Source organism: Lentisalinibacter orientalis (genome assembly GCF_040706535.1).
In the GTDB taxonomy this organism is placed as follows: domain Bacteria; phylum Pseudomonadota; class Gammaproteobacteria; order Steroidobacterales; family Woeseiaceae; genus Lentisalinibacter; species Lentisalinibacter orientalis.
In genome coordinates this window covers 441,919-459,974 of sequence record NZ_JAPDRJ010000001.1, presented here as the reverse complement: position 1 = coordinate 459,974, position 18,056 = coordinate 441,919, and the positions used below count along the sequence as shown (strand labels likewise).

Here is an 18,056-nt window from a genome sequence, read left to right as displayed (position 1 = left end):
CAATCCCTTGTCGTGTTCAGTGAGACTGGCCGACGTCCCTGGCCAGCCGGAAACCGAGAAACTGCCAGCGCGAATAGGGATAGAAGAAGCTGCGGTAGCTGGCGCGGATGTGGTCGCTGGCGGTGGCGCAGGAGCCGCCGCGCACCACCATCTGGTTGCACATGAACTTGCCGTTGTACTCGCCGAGTGAGCCCGCCAGCGGCCGGAAGCCGGGGTAGGCTGTGTACGGCGATGCGGTCCACTCCCACACGTCGCCGAACAGCTGGCGGACGCCGTCGCCGCCGCCGTCCGCCACCGGGTGCCAGTAGCCGGAGTCCATCAGGTTGCCGCGCACCTCGGCGCCCGCGGCGGCGGTCTCCCATTCGGCTTCGGTGGGCAGGCGTGCGCCGGCCCAGCTGGCGAAGGCGTCGGCCTCGTAGAAGCTCACATGGGTGACGGGCGCGTCCGGGTCGATCTCCCGCTCGCCCCCGAGCGTGAACTCGGTCTCGAGGTCTCGGCTCCAGTACAGCGGCCGGTGCCGGCCCTGCTCCTGAACGAAGGCCCAGCCGTCCGACAACCAGAGATCCGGATGCTGGTAGCCGCCGTCCTCGATGAACTCCCGATACTCCCGGTTGGTGACCAGGCGCGAGCCCAGTTCGTGGGGATGCAGCAGCTCCGTGTGGCGCGGCGTCTCGTTGTCGAAGCAGAAGCCCTTGCCGGCGGCGCCGATTTCCTGCGGCCCCTCCGCGCCCCGGACCCAGTGCGTGGGGCCGGCGTCCACCGCGGGCGGCTTCCTGAGCTCGTCGCTCAGCGCCGGCTTCATCGGGTTGCGGGAGAGCACGTGCTTGATGTCGGTGAGGATCAGCTCCTGGTGCTGCTGTTCGTGATGCAGCCCCAGCGTGGCCAGGAATGCGATATCCCCATCCTCGCCCCGCTCGGCGAGCAGGCGGTTCATGGCCTCGTCGACGTGGCGGCGGTAATTCATGATCTCGCGCACCGTCGGGCGCGAGAGCAGGCCGCGCTCCGGGCGGCGGTGCATCTGCCCCACCGTGAAGTAATAGGAGTTGAACAGGTAGTCGTAGGCGTCGTGGAACGGCACGTAATCCGGCACGTGTTCCTGCAGCACGAAGCGCTCGAAGAACCAGCTGGTGTGGGCCAGGTGCCACTTGGTGGGGCTCACGTCCGGCATGGACTGCACCACGAAGTCCTCGGGCGCCAGGGTGTCGCACAGCGACAGGCTCTGAGCGCGGACCCGGGAGTAGTGCAGGGGCAGGGATTCCTGCCCGTAGTCCGGGCGGATGTCGTCCGGTACGGAGGCCATCTGTCGCTCCTCGTGAGACCGTCTTTTAGGGTATGCGGCGCCCCGAAGGGTGTCAAAGAACCGCGTGTTCAGACAGTTTCGCCGGCGCCTGTTACAGCCGTGTGCAACAAATCCGGCCGTTTCAACGCCAGTGCAGCGTCGCCGAGGCGCGGATGGTGCGCGGCTCCAGCGGATGGAAGTGGATATCACCCACCGGCGCGGTCTCGCCGGGCAGCAGGGATTCGTAGAAATAGGCGATGTCGTCGTCGTCGGAGTCGAGCAGGTTGAAGGCGTCGAGCCTCAGTTCCAGCATGCCCCGACGCCAGGCGACGCCGGCGTTGACCAGCAGCGAGTCGTCGCTGCGCACGGAGCCGTCCTCCACCAGCGGGGCGTCGTCCAGATAGCGCACCCGCGCGCTGGCGCTGAAGCCGTTGGCCCAGGCGGCGTTCAGGCCGAGCGTGAAGGTGGACTCCACCGCGCCCGGTATCTCCCGGCCGCCGCCCTGGTCCTGCTTGAACTCGGCGTCGGTGGCCGTCCAGGCTGCATTCACGGCCAGCCAGTCGGTGGCCTGCCAGAAGGCGGCGGCCTCCAAGCCGATGCGCTCCGTGGCGTCATTCGGCTCGGTGGTGCCGGCGTCGCCCACGTAGACCAGCTCCGAGTCGAGTTCCAGCCAGAAGCCGACCAGCGTGGCGTTGAAGCGGGTTCCGCGCTCGTAGCGCAGGCCGAGTTCGCCTCCTTCGGACTGTACCAGCACGTCCACCGGATCCACCGGCTCACCGCTGGCCGGGTCGGTGACGATGGTGGCGCCGCGCACGTCGTTGGAGTGAAAGCCGCGGCCCCAGCTCGCGTAGGCCTCCAGGCCGTCGGAAACCCGCCAGGCGAGGCCGAGCTTCGGGCTCACCAGGGAGTCGTCGCCGGAGCCGCCGTTGTCGGCGCGGAAGGCGTCCACTTCCCAGTCGTAGTAGTCGGCACGCAGGCCGAGGATGCCCCGCAGCGAGCGCGTCAGTTCCACGTCCGCCTCTCCCCAGAGGCCGACGGAGAGTTCTTCCACCGCGTCCTGGCGCACGACGTCCGTGCGCACGCGGGCAGCGGTGCCGTAGAGGCCCACCTCGTCGATGTCGTCGTAGCGAAGATCCGCGCCGTAGCGGAACTCGACCAGCCGGCGGCCCACCTCGATGCCCCTTCCGCCCTCGAGGCTTGCGCCGTAGATCGTCCGGTCGTCGCGCTGCTCGAACTCGTCGCCCTCGACCGGGTCGTCCAGGAAGTAGGTGAAGTTCGAGTAAAGCGTGAAGTCGTAGTCGACGACGTAGGCGCGGGCCTGCCAGGTGCCGAAGTCCAGCAAACCGCTCAGTGCGTAGCGCTCCGTCTGGCCGCCGAGATCCGGGTCGATGAAGCCGAGCCGGTCGATCAGGCCGGACTCGACCGCGCGCAGCGGGATCTGGTCGGTGGCGTCCCACTCGCTGTCGTAGGCCTGCAGGTTCAACTCGGCGCGGGCGCCGCCCACGTCGAAGCCATAGGCGAGATACGCCTTGTACTGCTGCAGGTTCTCCTCCAGCTCCCACGGGCCGTCGTACACGGTGGCGTCGAAGGCCGCCGTGAGCGTGCCGGCGCCCAGCCCACTGCTGCCGGCGGCCAGCGCCCGGCCGTAACCGTGCTCGCCGGTGGTCAGCCCCAGCAGGGTCTCCGGCAGCTCGTCGTAGAAGGTGAACTCCACGCTGCCGGCGGAGGAGAAGTCGCCGGTCTCGGCCGCGTACGGGCCCTTGCGATAACGGGTGGTGGCGACCAGTTCCGGGATCAGGAAATTGAGATCGAGATAGCCCTGACCGTGGCCGTGGGTGGGCATGTTCAGTGGCACGCCCTCTGCGCTCACCGAGAAGTCCGTGCCGTGGTCCAGATTGAAGCCGCGCAGGAAGTACTGGTTGGCCTTGCCGGTACCGGAGTGCTGGGTGGCGACCATGCCCGGCACCGCCTCCACCAGCTCTCCCACCCGCAGCAGAGGAGGCAGCTGGATGTCGTCATAGCCCACCAGCCCTTCGGAGGCGGTGTCGGCGGTGCCGATGAGTTCCCTGGCCCTTCCGTAGACCACGATCTCCTCGAGTGCGGTCTCCGCGACGGCGCCGTGACCCGATGAGGTATCCGGCCAGGCCGTGGGGGTGGCGGCGATGGCCAGTGCGGCGATTGCCGCGGGCAGGGGTGTTCGCATCGGGTCGTCCCTCGAAGGGTTTCACTTGCCGGCCGCGGAGACCGGTTCCTCTCGAGGGAGTATTGGTAGCACGGTCATTCTATTCGTGCTACTCGGAAAACCCGTAGCGACGTTTCGTCGTGACAGGCCGGGCCGGTCAGAAATCGGCGGCGGTCAGCGTCAGGCGCCCGTGGCGTACGCCCTTGGTGGCGATCAGCGCGTCGGCCAGCGAGCGCACCTTCCCCGCCGGGCCGCGAAGGACGATCACCTCCATGCAGTATTCGTGGGTGAGGTGCACGTGCAGGGTGGCGATGACCGCGTGGTGGGCCTCGTGCTGCATGGCAGTGAGCCGGTCGCCGAGCCGGCGCTGGCTGTGGGAGTAGACCAGCGTTACCGTGCCGACCACCTCGGTCTCGTCGTCGGCCGCCAGCTCTTCCCTGGCGATCTCCGCGCGGATCAGATCCCGGAAGGCCTCGGAGCGGCTCGGATAGCCACGCGCCTCGATCAGGCGGTCGAATTCCTCGAGGAGATCGGCCTCGATGGCCACCCCGATACGGCTCAGTTCGGACATCCCGCTAGCCTAAGCCGCGGTCCCGCGCCCGGCAAGCGCCAGCCGGACAACCCTCCCTTGACTACCCGCCCCCGGCCCGTTGTAATACCCCGCTCGCCAAGGCGAGGCATCATGTAGAAGGGCCTTCAGGCCCGACCCCCTCTGCATGCTCCTGCACGGTACGGCCAGGTAGCTCAGTTGGTAGAGCAGCGGATTGAAAATCCGCGTGTCGGTGGTTCGATTCCGCCCCTGGCCACCAGTCTTTTCAACGACTTACGTCGTCTCCGGACATTTCACTATCGGCCTTTGCGTAAATTTTGCGGGACCCTAGCTCACGCTGAGGCGCCGCAATACCACTAACTCCGGCCGGTTACCGTTTCTTTCGCACACACTGTTCGCCGCCTCGATGAGCTTCGAGAGCTCGGCGGCCGAGTAGTGTGTGGTCATTCGTCCGGAGCGGTGACCCAGCAGATCCTGGCGATCCTCGAAGCTCACGCCGGCTGCTCGCAGGCGGCGGCCGAAGGTGTGCTTCAGGTCGTGCACCCTGACCTGCGGCATCCCGGCTTCCCGTCTCGCCCGACACCAGGCGCTGTTCAGCATGCGCCTGACCGGTTCGCCCCGGTAGGTGAACACGTGGGTCTTGTGCCGACCCCGACGCGACTCCACCACGGAGCGGGCGATGTCGTTCAGCACGATCAGCCGTTCGTCACCGTTCTTGACGAATTGCCCCGGTACGATGAATACAAAGGTCTCGAGCGACGGTACGCTGACCTCCCAGTCCCAGCGCAGTCCGCAGATCTCGGCGTCCCGGCAGCCCGTGTTGACGGCGAATAACGCCATCTGCCCGAGATGCGCGGGGAGTTCCGAGAAGAGCGCCTGCTGCTCGTCCCAGCTCAGCGGATAAGGCTGGCGCTTGTTGGTATCCGGCAGCAGCTTGATGCGGGGTGCGCGCTCGATCCAGGTGAGTCCATGCTCGTCCATCCACTCGCTCTCGGCGAGGTTCAGGATGCGCCGCACCACCTTGAGACCGTGATTGATCGTTCCGGGAGCTTTGCCCTCCTTTCTTCTGTGTTCGACCCACGGCTCGAGTGTGCCCCGGTGGATGCGCTGCAGCGGCAGCGCCCCGATCCAGGGCATGAGCTGCTTCAGCAGGCAGATGTCGCGGTCGAGCGAACGCTTGTGCTGATTCTCGCGGACGAACCGGATCGCCGCTTTCTCGAAGCTCCGCTCGGGCCTGACACCGTAGATCCGCGCCTGACGGAGCGACTCCGTCAGTCTGGCGAGGTACCTCTCGGCCTCCGCCAGTTGAGCCGATCCAGTGCTTTGGCAAACTCGCTGCCCCTCGATCCGCTTGTCGATGTGCCAGATGCCCGCTCTCTTGAAGAGGCCGGGCGACTTCTTGCGTCCCATAGTCGTTCTCCTTGCGATCGACCGGGACGCCCGTTGCGGGACTTATAGTCCTCCACCCAGGTATCCAGTTCAAGGCGGTCGAAGGCGATGCCCTGGCGCCCGATGGGGATCTCGGTGAGGCCGGGGCGGACCTCGATGTTGAAGCGGTTTCGGTCCATGCCGAGGTAGGCAGGCGCATCCCGGAAGCGGACCAGGCGGGGCAGTAGCGCGGATATCCTGGCCGGCTTCGTCATCGACCCAGGTAGCTGTTGGTGATGGCAAGGCGGCTGTGGCCCAGTTCGGCAGTCACGGTGGCCCTGGCCTCGTCGTCAATGGCGCGCTGTTCCGGGTTCAGGGTTTGCCGCGCCGGTCCGCCCGCCACCGGCGCCGGCCAGCCGGTGAGGTCCCGGTAACGGCGCTGGGCATAAGCATGGCGGAGCCCGTGGAGTTTTTTCAGCTCTGCCGCCTTGGTCTGGCTCTCATAGCAGCGAAGCTGCTGCACGTAGTTCCGGTGGGGCGGGATCAGGGCGCCGCCGCCCACGAACTGGTGGATCTCCTCGAGCAGGGCTCGCTGGGAGTCCCGGGTGATCGGCACTATCCGAGTCCTCCCGCCCTTGGTCCAGCTGGCCTTGAGGCGGATGTGGTCCTCGCGGACGGCATAGCTGGGGGCGAACTTGATGGCTTCCTCACGCCTCAGAGCGAACTCGGCCTGGAGCCTGAGGCTCAGCCTGAGATAGGGGTCTTTGATCTTGGCCAGCTTCTTCGGGTCCAGATCCTGAGCCTTCGAGGTTTCTGCCACGTAGTGGCGCTCCCCGATGCCGTAGGCACCGTTGTCCCGGGCCACGACATTGGCCCGGTTCACCTTGGCGGCCCACCAACGGAGGACTGCGAGCCGGTTCTTCAGCGTCCCTATACCGAGGCCCTGGTCTTTCCAGAGAGAGACCAGGGCCTCGACGTGTTTCGGTTTGAGCGAGCGTGGTTGGAGGCGGCGGTAGCCGAGCTCCAGCAGCTGATTGGCCATCTGGCTCAAAAGGCGTTCGCGAATCTCCCGTGTCGCATGGCTCCCGTCCCGGTTGTTCCGGCAGAGGGCTTTCAGCTGGTAGTTCAGGTCCTTCATGGTGCTCAATCTCGTTCGGTTAGTTTTTCTGACCAGCTCGCAGCCCGGTGGGCATACGAGGTCCGAGACATGCTCGGAGTCGGTCCAGGGACACCAGTCCCAGAGGGATGGCCATCCTTGCCAGTCCCTACGGCCTGAAGCCTCGATCAGGTTCGCCGGTGGCACTCTGTTGAGTGCTCGGCCGGCGGCTACCAGTGGCCCCGAGGGGCCAGTACGAACGGTGATTCACCTCCTTTTGGCTAATGGATACGAGAACGGATCTGCGCCTGAAGCACAGGGCTACAAAAATTGCCGGACGCAGAGGTCCTGGCGATTTGAAGAAGCTGGCGGGGACGCCAGCGATTTTCTTGAAAATGCGGAACCAGGGGCGTTCCGCGAATTTGAAAAGGCCGGGCTATCTGATCCCGGCTTGGATCAAGCAGTCTCGAAGAGACTCCCTGACCCCAGGCAGGCTAACCCCTGCCAGGTGCCGCTTTACCGCAGCGGCTGCGGATCATGGTTGGAAAACTAGACCCGATTTATCGGGTTGTAAAGCCTGCGTCTCGGCTTCAATCGCCACGCTCTACAGGGTTCCCGACCATTGTTGTCTGGTGCCGTCCTATCCTGTCTGCTGACTCCTACTACTACTCGACCCAGCAATTTGTTGAGACGGGTCTTTATCGGTTCGGAAAGGGATCGGAATGCGCAGTGGCCAGTGGTGTTGCAGCCTCTGACTCGCATTCCCGGGAGCTCGTGAGAGACGGGAAATCGCCAATTATTTACGCCCCATTATTCGTGGCGAAAATTTCTGCGTCATTCGCCCGTCATTCGCCAATTCCGGCTGCAATCCGCGCAAATTGGTGGGTTTGGCGCCGCGTCACTACAGCGCTTCGCACTGGTAGTGACGCGGCAGACGACGCAACCTACGGTCTGCCAGACGGCGATCCTACCTGCACGAAGGCCTCATTCGCGGCTGCTCCCGCCGCGCGGCAGTTCCGGTCTCGGATCTTGGTTCAGCCTCGGAACTCGTCGCAGTCACAGACTCGGGGATTCGATCAAGTCCGCGGTCTGCACCATCCCCTCGCGTCGCAGGGCGGCCGCGAGCTCCTTCCGCGATTTCGGAGGCCTCCGGAATCGCAAGCGCATGCGCTCGATAGCCAGAAGTGCCGTGTCGCGGTGCAGATCGATAGCATCGGCGACGAAGTCGTCCGCGCTGTTCGGCTCGATGCCGTACGGCTCCAGCAGCTCCGCTGGAAAGTCTTTCAGGTTGTCGGTAACGATGACGTCGGCGCGCGTCTTGACGGCGGCTGCCAGCACATGGGCATCTCCGGGGTCAGGCAACACCCGCAGACCCCGCTGTACGGCTTCATACCCCTCCACCATCGCATCGTCGAATGCGCGGGTCATCGCCGCGCAAGCTCGTCCGGCTCGTTCCGTCGCATCAGGGACGCCCCTGTCGACGAGCATGCGCGCGATCGCCTGTTCGGTTTCGTCGATGACAAGCCGAGACCACCGCACGCGATAGAGCTCAGCTTCGGCCAGGGACAGGATGAGGTTTCGCTTCAGTGCGCTCGCAAGCACACAGGCGTCCACGAACGCGGTAAAGCGGTTCGCGAACACCGATCAGATGAGCTCGGAGTCGATATCCGCGAGTTCCTGCAGGGCCGCTTCCCTTTCGGCATCCCGGGACTTCTTGTAGGCGAACAGATCTTCGGCCCTGATCCGGCGATGCCGGCCAACCCGCTCGAACGGAATCTTGCCTTTCTCGAGCATCCCGACCAGGTAAGGACGCGAGACGTTGAGGAGATCGGCGGCCTGCTGGGTAGTGAGCCGCTGCTCGACCGGCACGAGGGTGACCGCATCACCCGACTCGATGTGCTCGAGTAGCGACATCAGCAGATTCGAGAGCGCCGGGGCGAGGATGATCTCGTGGGATTTGCCGGATTCGTCGACGATCTTGAGCCGCTGGCCGTCTTCAGCTTCCCTGTCCGCCGCAAGAATGCGCCGAAGCTGGTTCGCGGCAGCCCGTTCGCTTTCAGATGGCAGGCGATCGCCGATTTGCTCGGCATAGCTCGATGACATGGTCATGGTGTTCCCTCCTCAAGAGAGGGGACTATACGAAATATTCGAAATAATCGCAATATCCAAAAAACCGTCCGACTACGCCTTTTGTCCGCACTTTACCCGTTATCTTGGCTACAACGCGCTGGGCCGCCTGACCGCCAGGGAGTAGGGCCGAGCGGGGATCGTGTCGCTTCGCGCTGGATATTACGAAGCAGAGCGAGGCGCGTATCATTCAGGTTCCGATTCCTTAGCGTAGGGGATGGTACTTGATCAGCGCGAGGGTATTGGCGACTCCTAGGGTCCTTGTGTTTTGGGCAAGTTGCCTGCTCGCAGGCGGATACTTCGCGTCGCTCATCTACGTTGATCACATGAACAGCAGATTTCCAGATCTCGTCAGAGCCGCGGCAAGCGATATCAGCGAATCGACTGATCCAGTGTGTCTGATTGCTCCGCCCGCCAGACGAGAGCCTCTGGTCGCCATTGGTGGCCGCTTTGATTCACTTCGTTGGAGCGACATCGTATGGAGCGCCATCCGTTACAAAGCACGTCTACCCAATGAGCGCGACTATGTCAGTTTCTTCGGCAAGAGCTACCAAGAAATCCACTTCGGCGCAGTAACAAGAGATGGCCGACTCTACCACTGGTCGTTTCGCAACAGGCGATTTGAGCCGACTCGAGAAAATTATATTCGTTACGATGAAGCTAGGGCCGTCGCACAGGATTGCTTTGCAGCGATGCGAGATTAGCCCGTTGGAGTATGGTCGAGGCGGCCTTCCTCTGAACCACCCAAGCTATCCTGGAGGCTAGATTCTTTGCGGTGGTGCGCCCGAAGCTTGTGCGAACATGCTTGGCTTAAGAACAGCGATCGGAAGTGCTGCGGAAGATTTGCGTAGATCAGCTGTGCACAGTGCCTCACCGTGCTGCAGTAGTGGCAACGGGCGACCCGGTAACTTACTGAAATATAAGGCCAGCTGCTGACAATTCGCGATTGAAAATCCGCGTGTCGGTGGTTCGATTCCGCCCCTGGCCACCATATCTATCAATACCTTGCAGATTTACTGCTTTTAGTCCGCGTGTCGCTCGGTACACTTTCGGTACACCTGTGCCATGGAGTGTGCAGTGGCGACGATCACAAGGACCCCTTCTGCCACCTGGAAAGCCATCATCCGTAAACGCGGTTGGCCGACCGTGATAAAGACGTTCCGCACCAAGCGTGACGCCCTCGACTGGTCGCGGCGTACCGAGGACGAGATGGTGCGAGGCGTCTACATCGACCGGGCCCTCTCCGAGAAGACGCTCCTGAAAGATGCCCTCGACCGCTACGCGGCGGAGGTCGTCCCGACCAAGCGGGCCTCAACCGCACGGCGGGAGAAACCCATCATCGCCAATCTGAAGACGGCGCTCGGCAACTACAGCCTGGCGGCGCTGACCCCCGACATCATCGCCCGCTACCGCGACCGGCGGCAGGAGGCCGGCCTTTCGGCCAGCACCATCCGGCTCGAGCTCTCGCTGCTCTCCCACCTCTACAACGAGGCCATCAAGGAGTGGGGCATCGGGCTCCTCTACAATCCCGTCGCCAACATCCGGAAGCCGCCGCCCCATCCCGGCCGCAACCGGCGCCTAAGCGCGGCGGAGGAGGCGAAGATCCTCCGGGCGGCCAGCGCACACTCGAATCCCATGTTCGGCTGGATCGTCCGCCTTGCCCTCCACACCGGCATGCGGGCCGGCGAGATCCAGACGCTTCGCGTCAGCCAGGTGAATCTGGATCGCCGGGTCATCACGCTGACCGAAACCAAGAACGGCTCGTCCCGCACCGTGCCTTTGTCGACCGCCGCGACGGCCGTTGTCCGTGCTGCCCTCGAGAACCCCCTCCGCCCGAAGGAGACCGGCCTCGTCTTTTTCGGCGAGCCCGGCCGGGACGGTATCCGCCGGGCATACGAGTTCCGGCCGGGCTGGCACCGGCTGCTGAAGCGGCTCGGCATCCACGGCCTTCGCTTCCATGACCTCCGCCATGAGGCCGTCTCACGGCTCGTGGAGGCCGGCCTGGGGGATCAGGAGGTGGCTGCCATCTCAGGCCATAAGTCCATGCAGATGCTGCGGCGTTACACTCATCTGCGGGCCGAGGATCTGGTGAAGCGGCTCGATCAGCTGGGTATCCATTAGGTTGCCGCCGAAGGGGATGCCATCATTCGCGTCCGTCCAGATCCTATAATCAACCGGCACTTCTCCAACTCCTCCCTGATTGCCGGTGCGCCGATATGGGCCTGAGCCATCCATCTCCCGGTCTCGCTGCCCGCCTGGCCGTGCTTGTCGCTCTCGTCGTCATCCTCGCCGTCGGGACCGTGACTGTATTCGCGGTCCGGAATCTGCAGGCTCTCGCCGAGACCGAGGCACTCACGCGGGCCGAACTCGGTGTCTCGGCCGGCCGTGAGGCCATGCGCGGCTGGATCGATGACATGCGGCGGGCCGCCAGTCTTCTCGGGGAACGCCCGACGCTGCGCCGCCTGCTAACGGAGGGTTCAGACGAGGCCACCCGGGCCTATCTGCAGGACTATTGCGACAGCGCCGGGTTGGAGGCGTGTGTCGTAACAGGGAGCGGTGACGCCGTCGCGACGGAGGGCAGTGCAAAACTCGGACTCCCGGTGCCTCTCGATGCTCTGGAGCGACCGGGCGGTCTGGTCTTGTCCAGGGATGGCAGTCGCCTGCTCATCGTTGGCGCGGCGCCGGTCTCGGTGTCGGCTTCCTCCTCATTTATGGTCGTCGTGGCCCGCGGCACCGAAGACTGGCTCACCGGCAGATTCAGCCCGCGGTCGGGCGTCGAGGTCAGCTTCTTGTCACGGCAGGCTGAGACGGGGGCATCCCGGCCGTTCTACCAACTGGATGAAGTGGCGCTTTCCGCCGCAGCGACCGCCTCCGGGCCCCTGAGCAATGCCGGTGGCTATGGCGCGAGCCTGGCCATCCGGGGCGCCGATGGCGAAGCCGTGGGGTGGTTGCACGCCAGGGTCCCGTCAGAAGCGGTGATGCGTCCGGTCCGGACGACGACGATCCGTGTGCTCGGCGTCGGTCTGGTGGTTGCGATCTTCGCGACGGTGCTGGCCGTGCTGCTCGGGAGGCACTGGGTCGGCGGCGTCGCGCGCCTGACGGACGCCGCCCGCCGGCTCGGGGCGGGCGATCTCTCCACACCGGTGAACCCGGAAACCGGGCGGGAGCTCGGGATTCTCAGCGGCACCATGGAGGAGATGCGCAGAAGCCTTGCGGAACTCGAGGCCGCTCGCCGTACCCGCGATACCGTGCTGGCGAACATCTCCCACGAGTTTCGCACACCGCTCACGGCGCAGCTCGCCTCCATCGAATTGCTGCGCGAGAGTACCGACGAGACACGTCCGGCCGAGGAGCGCGAGCTGATCGCCTCACTCGAGAGAGGCGCGAAACGTCTCACCCGGCTGATCGATAATCTCCTCGAAAGCGTCAGGATCGAATCAGGCCAGCTCGCCATCCGCCGCCAGGAGGTCGATCTGAGAGCAGTCGTTGCGGACGCGCTGGAGCTGATCGGACCGCTGATCGATCAGCGCCGCCAGCAGGTCGAGTTCCGCGGGCTGGATGATGTTCCCCGCATTCGGGGTGACCATCAGCGCCTTACCCAGGTATTCGTAAACCTGCTCGCCAACGCGAGCAAGTTCGGGCGCGACGGCGGCCGGATCGGGATCGGCTGTAACGGCGTGCGGTCGGACAGGGTTACGGTCTGGGTCGAGGATGACGGCCCCGGTCCGCGAGAAGGCGACGAGGCGGTTCTGTTCGGGCAGTTCCGCCGCTCCCACGGCCCGGATCCTGACGAGAGCGGTCTGGGGCTCGGCCTGTATATTGTCCGTTCGATCGTCGCACGCCATGCCGGCCGCGTGCGGCTCGTCCGCACCGAGGAAGGCATGACGCGGGCGGTCGTCGAATTGCCCCTCGGCGGAAACGAGGGAGAATGCGAGGGAGAAAGCGATGAAAGTCCTGGTGGTCGATGATGACCGCGACCTCCTCCCCCTGATCGCCTTCGCGCTGGAGCGTGCCGGCTTCCTCGTAGTGAAGGCGGCCGACGGCGAGCAGGGCTGGGAACTTTTTCGCAGCGAGAATCCCGACCTGGCGGTACTGGACATCAACATGCCGGGCATGGACGGATTCGAGCTGGCCGGCCGACTGCGCGAAGCCAGCGAGATACCGATCCTGATGCTCACGGTACGGGGAGAGGAGGAGGATATCGTCCGGGCGCTTGAGACGGGTGCCGATGATCACCTGGCCAAGCCGTTCAGCCCGAAAGTCCTGGTCGCGCGCATCCGGGCCCTGCTTCGGCGCGTGGCGACGGAGCCCGCCGCGGCCGTGAAGGCCGGTGTGCTCGAGCTGGACGTCAGCACGCTGACCCTCCATGGAGCCGGCGAAGCGCCGGTACGCCTGACACCGCTCGAGGCGCGTCTGCTGCGCCTGCTGCTCGCCCACCCCGGGACAACCATATCCACCGAGCGCATCCTATCCCACGTGTGGGGTACCCGCGGTACGGGGAACCGCCAGCTACTCAAGCAGCTGGTGCACCGCCTTCGCCACAAGATCGAGCGCGATCCGGCCCATCCCGAACTGCTGCAGAACGTGCCGAATGCGGGTTACCGGATAGCCGGCGATTCGCCGTCGTCGGATCAGAGTCCGTAGAGCGGGGGCAGCACCAGCGAGAGCCCGATCCACATGATGAGCTGCAGCGGCAGTCCCGCGCGGAAGAAGTCGGAGAAGCGGTAGCCGCCGGCACTCATCACGAGCAGGTTGGTCTGGTAGCCCACCGGCGTCAGGTAACTCATGTTCGCGCCGTAGAGTACCGCCAGCACGAACGGTTCGGCCGGCGCGCCCAGCTGCGCGGCAATACTGATCGCGATCGGCGTGCCGAGGACCGCCACGGCGTTATTGGTCACGAGCTCGGTGAGCAGGGCGATGATGAGGATCAGGCCGCCGAGCACCCAGGCGACCGGGAACCCCTCCGTCAGCGCGACGTAGAGCATGGCCACGTACTCGGCGGCTCCGGTGGCCATCATGGCGAGCCCCAGCGCAAGGCTCGCGACGATGACCATGACGATGCGCCGGTCCACCGCGTCGATGGCCTCCCGCCACGTCAGGCAGCGGGTGGCCAGCATGAGGCCGAAGCCGCAGAATGCGGTGATCGAGATCGGCATCAGCCCGACTGCGGCAATGCCGACGGCCGCGGCGGTGATCCCGAGTGCGATGGCAGCGCGCGTCGTTCGGGGGAGGTGGATGCGCCCGTCCAGTACCAGCGCCTGTCCGCTCTTCTTGAGCTCGTCGAGGTTCTTCGGTGTGCCCTGAACCAGGAGTATGTCGCCGGTGTCGAGCATGATGTCGCCGAGGTCGGCGCCCTGCAGCCGTTCTTCTGACCGCCGGCCGGGCCGATGCAAAGCGAGAGGCAGGATGCCGTACAGCGCGAGCAGCCGTGTCGAATTGAGGCTGCGCCGGAACAGGGCCGATCCGCGGCTGACGACCACTTCGGCAAGAAGCTCCTCGCCTTTCGCGGGTTTGCCCGGGCCCTCCGCGGATGACGACTCGCCGGCGATCAGTTTTGCGCCGAGGCGGGTCTCGAAGTCCTTCAGTTGGTCCGGTGTGTCGGCGACCTCCAGCACGTCTCCCGGCCTGACCACTACCGAGGGAAGGCGCGCGAGGGACAGGCTGCCACGCGTGATGCGGGAGATCCTCATGCGTCCGTCCGTCCGTGCCCGCAGCTCCGCCAGGCTGCGGCCATCCGCGTAGCCACCCTCCTCTATGCGCAACGAACCCGCGAATACCCGCTGCTCGACGCCGGTAAGCGGCGGCTCGCGCTCGGGCAACAGCCGCGGGGCAACCAGCCACAGGTACAGGATGGCCACGCTGCCGACGATCACCACGGGCAGCGCGAAATCGAACATCCCGAACTCCGGCAGGCCGAGCTGGGTCGCCACCCCGACCACCAGCAGGTTGGTCGATGTGCCGATGGTCGTCGCCATGCCGCCGACAATGGTCGCGAAGCCCACCGGCATCAGTATTGCCGCCGGCGAGGCCCTGGCCTGCAGACTCACGGCGACCAGCAGCGGCAGGATGGCCGCCACGACCGGCGTGTTGTTCAGGAACATGCTCAGCGTGGCTGCTGTAACCAGAGTCAGCAGGAAGGCGAGTTGCGGACGGCTCTGCCACAGCTTTGCGAGTACGTGTCCGATGGGCTGCAGGGCACCCGTCTGCTCCAGCCCGCGGGCGAGTATCATGAGCGTGATAACTGTGATCAGCGCCTGATTCCCGAAACCGGCCAGGAAGTCGCGGGCCCGGACGCGCGCACCCTCGAACTCGATTGGCACGAACTCGAACCAGACGAGGATGGTGATGAGGATCAGCAGGCTCGATGTCTCGAGCGCCCGGCCTTCGCGGGTGAACAGGTAGATCGCTACCAGAGCGAGTACGATGGCACCAACGGCGTTCGGATCGGGGATCACAGGCATGAGGGGAAACCTGACCGCATCGAGTCCATGGGGTCTGCATCCTAGCCCGCGGTTGGTAACGCCACCGATCACAAGGCGGTTATAAATCGGTTACGGCATGGACCCTGATACGCAGAAGCGCTCGACGATTACTTGCCCGGCCTGTGGCGCCAAGACTACCGAGACCATGCCGACGGATGCCTGCCGGTTCTTCTACGAGTGTCCCGGCTGCCGCGAGGTGCTCAGGCCGAAGCCGGGCGATTGCTGCGTGTTCTGCTCCTGGGGGGACGTGCCCTGCCCGCCGGTGCAGGAAGACAGGGGGTGCTGCTGAGCACGGCGTTTGTTGAATTGCACCGAATACTGAGCCGAATTCGCCGAATATTTACATCGTCGATTGACCTGGATGGCGCACCGAATAGACGTTCTGCCTCACTCGCTTGGAGCGGATGATCCGGGCAAAGACTCAATGCAAATCCCGGGTCCGTTTTCTATACAAATCCACAGGCTACGAGTCTCGCTTGTTCTGCTTTTGTCATGTCGCTCTTCTCTCCGGACAGGCGTGAGAAAAGAGCTGAATGTGTCACGTATCTGTTTGGATTTCACACGGCGTGCATTCCGGCGGGCAGCGCCCGGCTCGATCGGGTACGTACGGTAACGTACAGACTGCGGACCCTTCTGACGAGCAAGCTAACCTTATTAGATGGCAAGTGGAATCAGCATGTACAGAGTAAGGCAATTGATAATCGGCACCGCACTGCTGGCAACTGTTGCCGGCTGCGCCGCCATCCAGGGTACGGAGAGCATAGCGAACACCACGAGGACCGGCGCGATTCACGACGTGAATTTCGAAGAGCGTATGACGCCGGTCGATCTCCGAGTACGGCCGGGAGACGAAGTCCGCTGGGTGAACAAGCGGAGCACACCGGTGACGGTCGAGTTTCTGGGCGACGCTCTGGCCGATGTGACCTGCCAGAGGGGGTTCTCGAGTCTGCTCCGGAGGCAGCAGGAGTCGGCCACAATCGAGCCCAACGAGAGTGCCAGCCTCTGTTTCGGGAAAGAAGGTACGGTTACGTACAATGCCCGGATGGAGTCCTCCGTGGCCGGCGGACAGCTGATTGAGTCGGGCACGATCCGGGTCTATCGATAAGTCGCGATGAGTCGCGGAACTGCTGTCCTCGCGCAGGAGTAGCGAGGGTCGCAGGGTAAGATCGACCGTGTAAACCGGCCGGTCAGAGAGCGGCGCTTTTTTCGCCCTTTTCGCGATCCATGGCCTGGTCGGCAGACCGGATCAGATTCAAGCAGTCCGTGCCTTCGGTCGGAAAAGTCGCCATGCCCAGGCTTGCGGTAGCCCGGACGGAGGTGCCGTCGATGACATAGGGGCGCGCGAGTTCATGGCGGATTTTCTCGCACACGCCGACGGCCTGTCCCCGGCGGTCTATATCCGGCAACAGAACCACGAGCTCTTCACCGCCATAGCGGCAGACCGTGTCGGAGCTGCGCACGCAGGACGACAGGCGCGATGCCATGCGCTGTAGAAGCCGGTCCGCCGCTGTGTAACCGATTGCATTACTGATTTCCCTGAAGCCGTCCAGGCCGAGAAAAAACAACACGACATAATTGTGCTTTCTTATCGCCTGCGCCGCCGCCTGGTCGAAACGGTCCGCCAGCACCCGGAGATTTGGCAGTCCGGTCAACGGATCGTGATATGCGAATCGACGTGCCTGCGCCAGGGATTCGGCCAGCAACGAGCACTCTGCCTTCAGCAGGGTATTGAGCTTCAGGAGATCGTCAATCTGGCGCAGCGCGGCTGAGAGTTGCTGGTCGCCGGACCATTTCGGATACCGTGAGCCGGGGTCATGCCTGATACTCATGAGTGCCGGCTGCTCTGGATACGACGCCTTGCCGCCATCGTCGCGACCCCGGGATAGAACGCGATCGGGGGAAACTGCGGAGGGGGCAGGTTTGCCGTTGAGCGATTCTCTTTCTGTCATCGATACTGCCTCTCAGTGGGGCGGCATGGCGTTGGCGCCGGGGCATGAAGCGGTCTGCCCGCATTGACGAACCGGCTGATCACCGCAGTGCGTCGTCCCTGGCGAATCTGACCAGAGTCAGCAGGAGTACGGCGCCGAATAGGGAGACCAGCAGTCCCGTCATATTGAAGTTCCCTTCATTGATCGGACCGGCACCGAACAGTCTGCCCGGGATCCATCCGCCCAGAACGGCGCCGATCATCCCGACCACGACATTGAGGATGATCTCTTTCAGCGATTCCGTTCGCGTGAGCATGATTGCTTGCCAGCCAACCAGACCACCGATTACGAGCCAGAGGACGATGTTCATTGATGATTCCCCGCCGCGGCGTCCCCCTCATGAGGCGCCAGTCGTTCAGCCAAGGAAGCGATTATCGGTTCTTTCCGTCGATAACTCTGTGCGACGTCGTACACAGAGCCCGGTCATGACGGGGATGCGGGGACTGGCAGTCGATCCCACCGGGCGGGGAATCTGACCCAACATCGATAGCCCGCGGCAAAGAATGTCGACCGGCCTCGGCAGGTCAGTCAGGCTGTGTCGGAAGGGGATGGCGTCATCCGGCTGCGACGAGGACCTATAATCACCAGTTGACTCTGTATTGAGTAATTCGGAAGAACCTGTTTTAGGGCACGAAGTAGCCGAGCCACGCTGCTTGGCCGTGCGATGCACGACCGCTCTCGCGCCACAAAAAGGAGTTTCGATACACGTTATCGGGCTGTTGGAGAGTTCCAATGCGCTGGAAGAATGCAATCTTTTGCTTCTAAAGATATTGTTCCACCGGCTCGGTCTCTGGCCGCCCGGTCCCCGGGAACCAACATTGAGGATTCTTAGCCGAGCAACCTGCGAAACTGTAGCGTAGATGTTTGCGAAATTGCGTGGTAGCAACGCCCGACCGGAGACCTACCGCCGCAAGGACGGTATCGCCGTTGTTCCAGCCTAGTTGTTGGGCCCTTGAGCGAGCTGCCCTTGCAGATGTGCTTCAC

16 protein-coding genes and 1 tRNA gene are annotated in these 18,056 nt (G+C 64.2%); 7 read left to right on the top strand and 10 right to left on the bottom strand.

Features of this window, described 5'->3' with window-relative positions; genetic code table 11:
* Positions 1–16: 16 nt before the first annotated feature.
* The 3 genes from egtB to nikR all read right to left on the bottom strand — a co-directional run bounded on the left by egtB (position 17) and on the right by nikR (position 4,032).
* Positions 17–1,300: an ergothioneine biosynthesis protein EgtB gene (gene egtB, locus ACJMK0_RS01885; protein ID WP_405235120.1), complete on the bottom strand. Its 1,284-nt coding sequence runs from the start codon at positions 1,298–1,300 to the stop codon at positions 17–19.
* A gap of 121 nt (positions 1,301–1,421) precedes the next feature.
* Positions 1,422–3,482, bottom strand: coding sequence for a TonB-dependent receptor (locus ACJMK0_RS01880; RefSeq protein WP_405235119.1), 2,061 nt, complete (start codon positions 3,480–3,482; stop codon positions 1,422–1,424).
* Positions 3,483–3,618: 136 nt separating this feature from the next.
* Positions 3,619–4,032, bottom strand: coding sequence for a nickel-responsive transcriptional regulator NikR (gene nikR / locus ACJMK0_RS01875; protein WP_405235118.1), 414 nt, complete (start codon positions 4,030–4,032; stop codon positions 3,619–3,621).
* Between the two features lie 162 nt (positions 4,033–4,194).
* On the opposite strand from nikR, the gene ACJMK0_RS01870 reads away from it, so the two are divergent.
* Positions 4,195–4,270: transfer RNA gene (locus ACJMK0_RS01870), tRNA-Phe, on the top strand.
* 68 nt (positions 4,271–4,338) lie between these two features.
* Here the strand turns inward: ACJMK0_RS01870 and ACJMK0_RS01865 are convergent.
* From ACJMK0_RS01865 to ACJMK0_RS01850, 4 genes are all read right to left on the bottom strand, one after another.
* A complete protein-coding gene (locus ACJMK0_RS01865) occupies positions 4,339–5,421 on the bottom strand; it encodes a tyrosine-type recombinase/integrase (RefSeq protein WP_405235117.1) in 1,083 nt (360 codons plus the stop codon).
* 229 nt (positions 5,422–5,650) lie between these two features.
* Positions 5,651–6,517 (bottom strand): phage integrase N-terminal domain-containing protein, encoded by an 867-nt coding sequence (locus tag ACJMK0_RS01860; RefSeq protein ID WP_405235116.1) that lies wholly within the window; start codon positions 6,515–6,517, stop codon positions 5,651–5,653.
* A 1,014-nt stretch (positions 6,518–7,531) separates the two neighbouring features.
* Positions 7,532–8,116 carry a PIN domain-containing protein gene (locus tag ACJMK0_RS01855; RefSeq protein WP_405235115.1) on the bottom strand — a complete coding sequence of 195 codons (585 nt, stop codon included), beginning with the start codon at positions 8,114–8,116 and terminating at the stop codon, positions 7,532–7,534.
* 3 nt (positions 8,117–8,119) lie between these two features.
* Positions 8,120–8,584, bottom strand: a complete 465-nt coding sequence (locus ACJMK0_RS01850; RefSeq protein ID WP_405235114.1) for a helix-turn-helix domain-containing protein — start codon at positions 8,582–8,584, stop codon at positions 8,120–8,122.
* Positions 8,585–8,928: 344 nt separating this feature from the next.
* Between ACJMK0_RS01850 and ACJMK0_RS01845 the strand changes: the two genes are divergently transcribed.
* The 4 genes from ACJMK0_RS01845 (at position 8,929) to ACJMK0_RS01830 (ending at position 13,246) form a co-directional block, all read left to right on the top strand.
* Positions 8,929–9,306, top strand: a complete 378-nt coding sequence (locus ACJMK0_RS01845) for a hypothetical protein (protein WP_405235113.1) — start codon at positions 8,929–8,931, stop codon at positions 9,304–9,306.
* A 373-nt stretch (positions 9,307–9,679) separates the two neighbouring features.
* Entirely contained in the window at positions 9,680–10,723 is a 1,044-nt protein-coding gene (locus ACJMK0_RS01840) for a tyrosine-type recombinase/integrase (RefSeq protein ID WP_405235112.1), read from the top strand.
* Positions 10,724–10,818: 95 nt separating this feature from the next.
* A complete protein-coding gene (locus ACJMK0_RS01835) occupies positions 10,819–12,570 on the top strand; it encodes a HAMP domain-containing sensor histidine kinase (protein ID WP_405235111.1) in 1,752 nt (583 codons plus the stop codon).
* Complete coding sequence (locus ACJMK0_RS01830) at positions 12,548–13,246, top strand: response regulator transcription factor (protein ID WP_405235110.1); 699 nt, start codon at positions 12,548–12,550, stop codon at positions 13,244–13,246. Before ACJMK0_RS01835 ends, ACJMK0_RS01830 begins: the two co-directional genes overlap by 23 nt.
* On the opposite strand, the gene ACJMK0_RS01825 is transcribed toward ACJMK0_RS01830, so the two are convergent.
* Positions 13,234–15,063 (bottom strand): SLC13 family permease, encoded by a 1,830-nt coding sequence (locus ACJMK0_RS01825; RefSeq protein WP_405235109.1) that lies wholly within the window; start codon positions 15,061–15,063, stop codon positions 13,234–13,236. The genes ACJMK0_RS01830 and ACJMK0_RS01825 overlap by 13 nt on opposite strands.
* A 97-nt stretch (positions 15,064–15,160) precedes the next feature.
* On the opposite strand from ACJMK0_RS01825, the gene ACJMK0_RS01820 reads away from it, so the two are divergent.
* Both ACJMK0_RS01820 and ACJMK0_RS01815 read left to right on the top strand, forming a co-directional pair.
* Complete coding sequence (locus tag ACJMK0_RS01820; RefSeq protein WP_405235108.1) at positions 15,161–15,373, top strand: GDCCVxC domain-containing (seleno)protein; 213 nt, start codon at positions 15,161–15,163, stop codon at positions 15,371–15,373.
* Positions 15,374–15,760: 387 nt separating this feature from the next.
* Positions 15,761–16,189, top strand: coding sequence for a cupredoxin domain-containing protein (locus ACJMK0_RS01815; RefSeq protein WP_405235107.1), 429 nt, complete (start codon positions 15,761–15,763; stop codon positions 16,187–16,189).
* Between the two features lie 82 nt (positions 16,190–16,271).
* On the opposite strand, the gene ACJMK0_RS01810 is transcribed toward ACJMK0_RS01815, so the two are convergent.
* Positions 16,272–17,033, bottom strand: coding sequence for a diguanylate cyclase domain-containing protein (locus ACJMK0_RS01810; RefSeq protein WP_405235106.1), 762 nt, complete (start codon positions 17,031–17,033; stop codon positions 16,272–16,274).
* A 79-nt stretch (positions 17,034–17,112) separates the two neighbouring features.
* On the bottom strand, positions 17,113–17,382 hold the full coding sequence (locus ACJMK0_RS01805) for a GlsB/YeaQ/YmgE family stress response membrane protein (protein ID WP_405235105.1): 270 nt from the start codon (positions 17,380–17,382) through the stop codon (positions 17,113–17,115).
* Between the last annotated feature and the right edge of the window lie 674 nt (positions 17,383–18,056).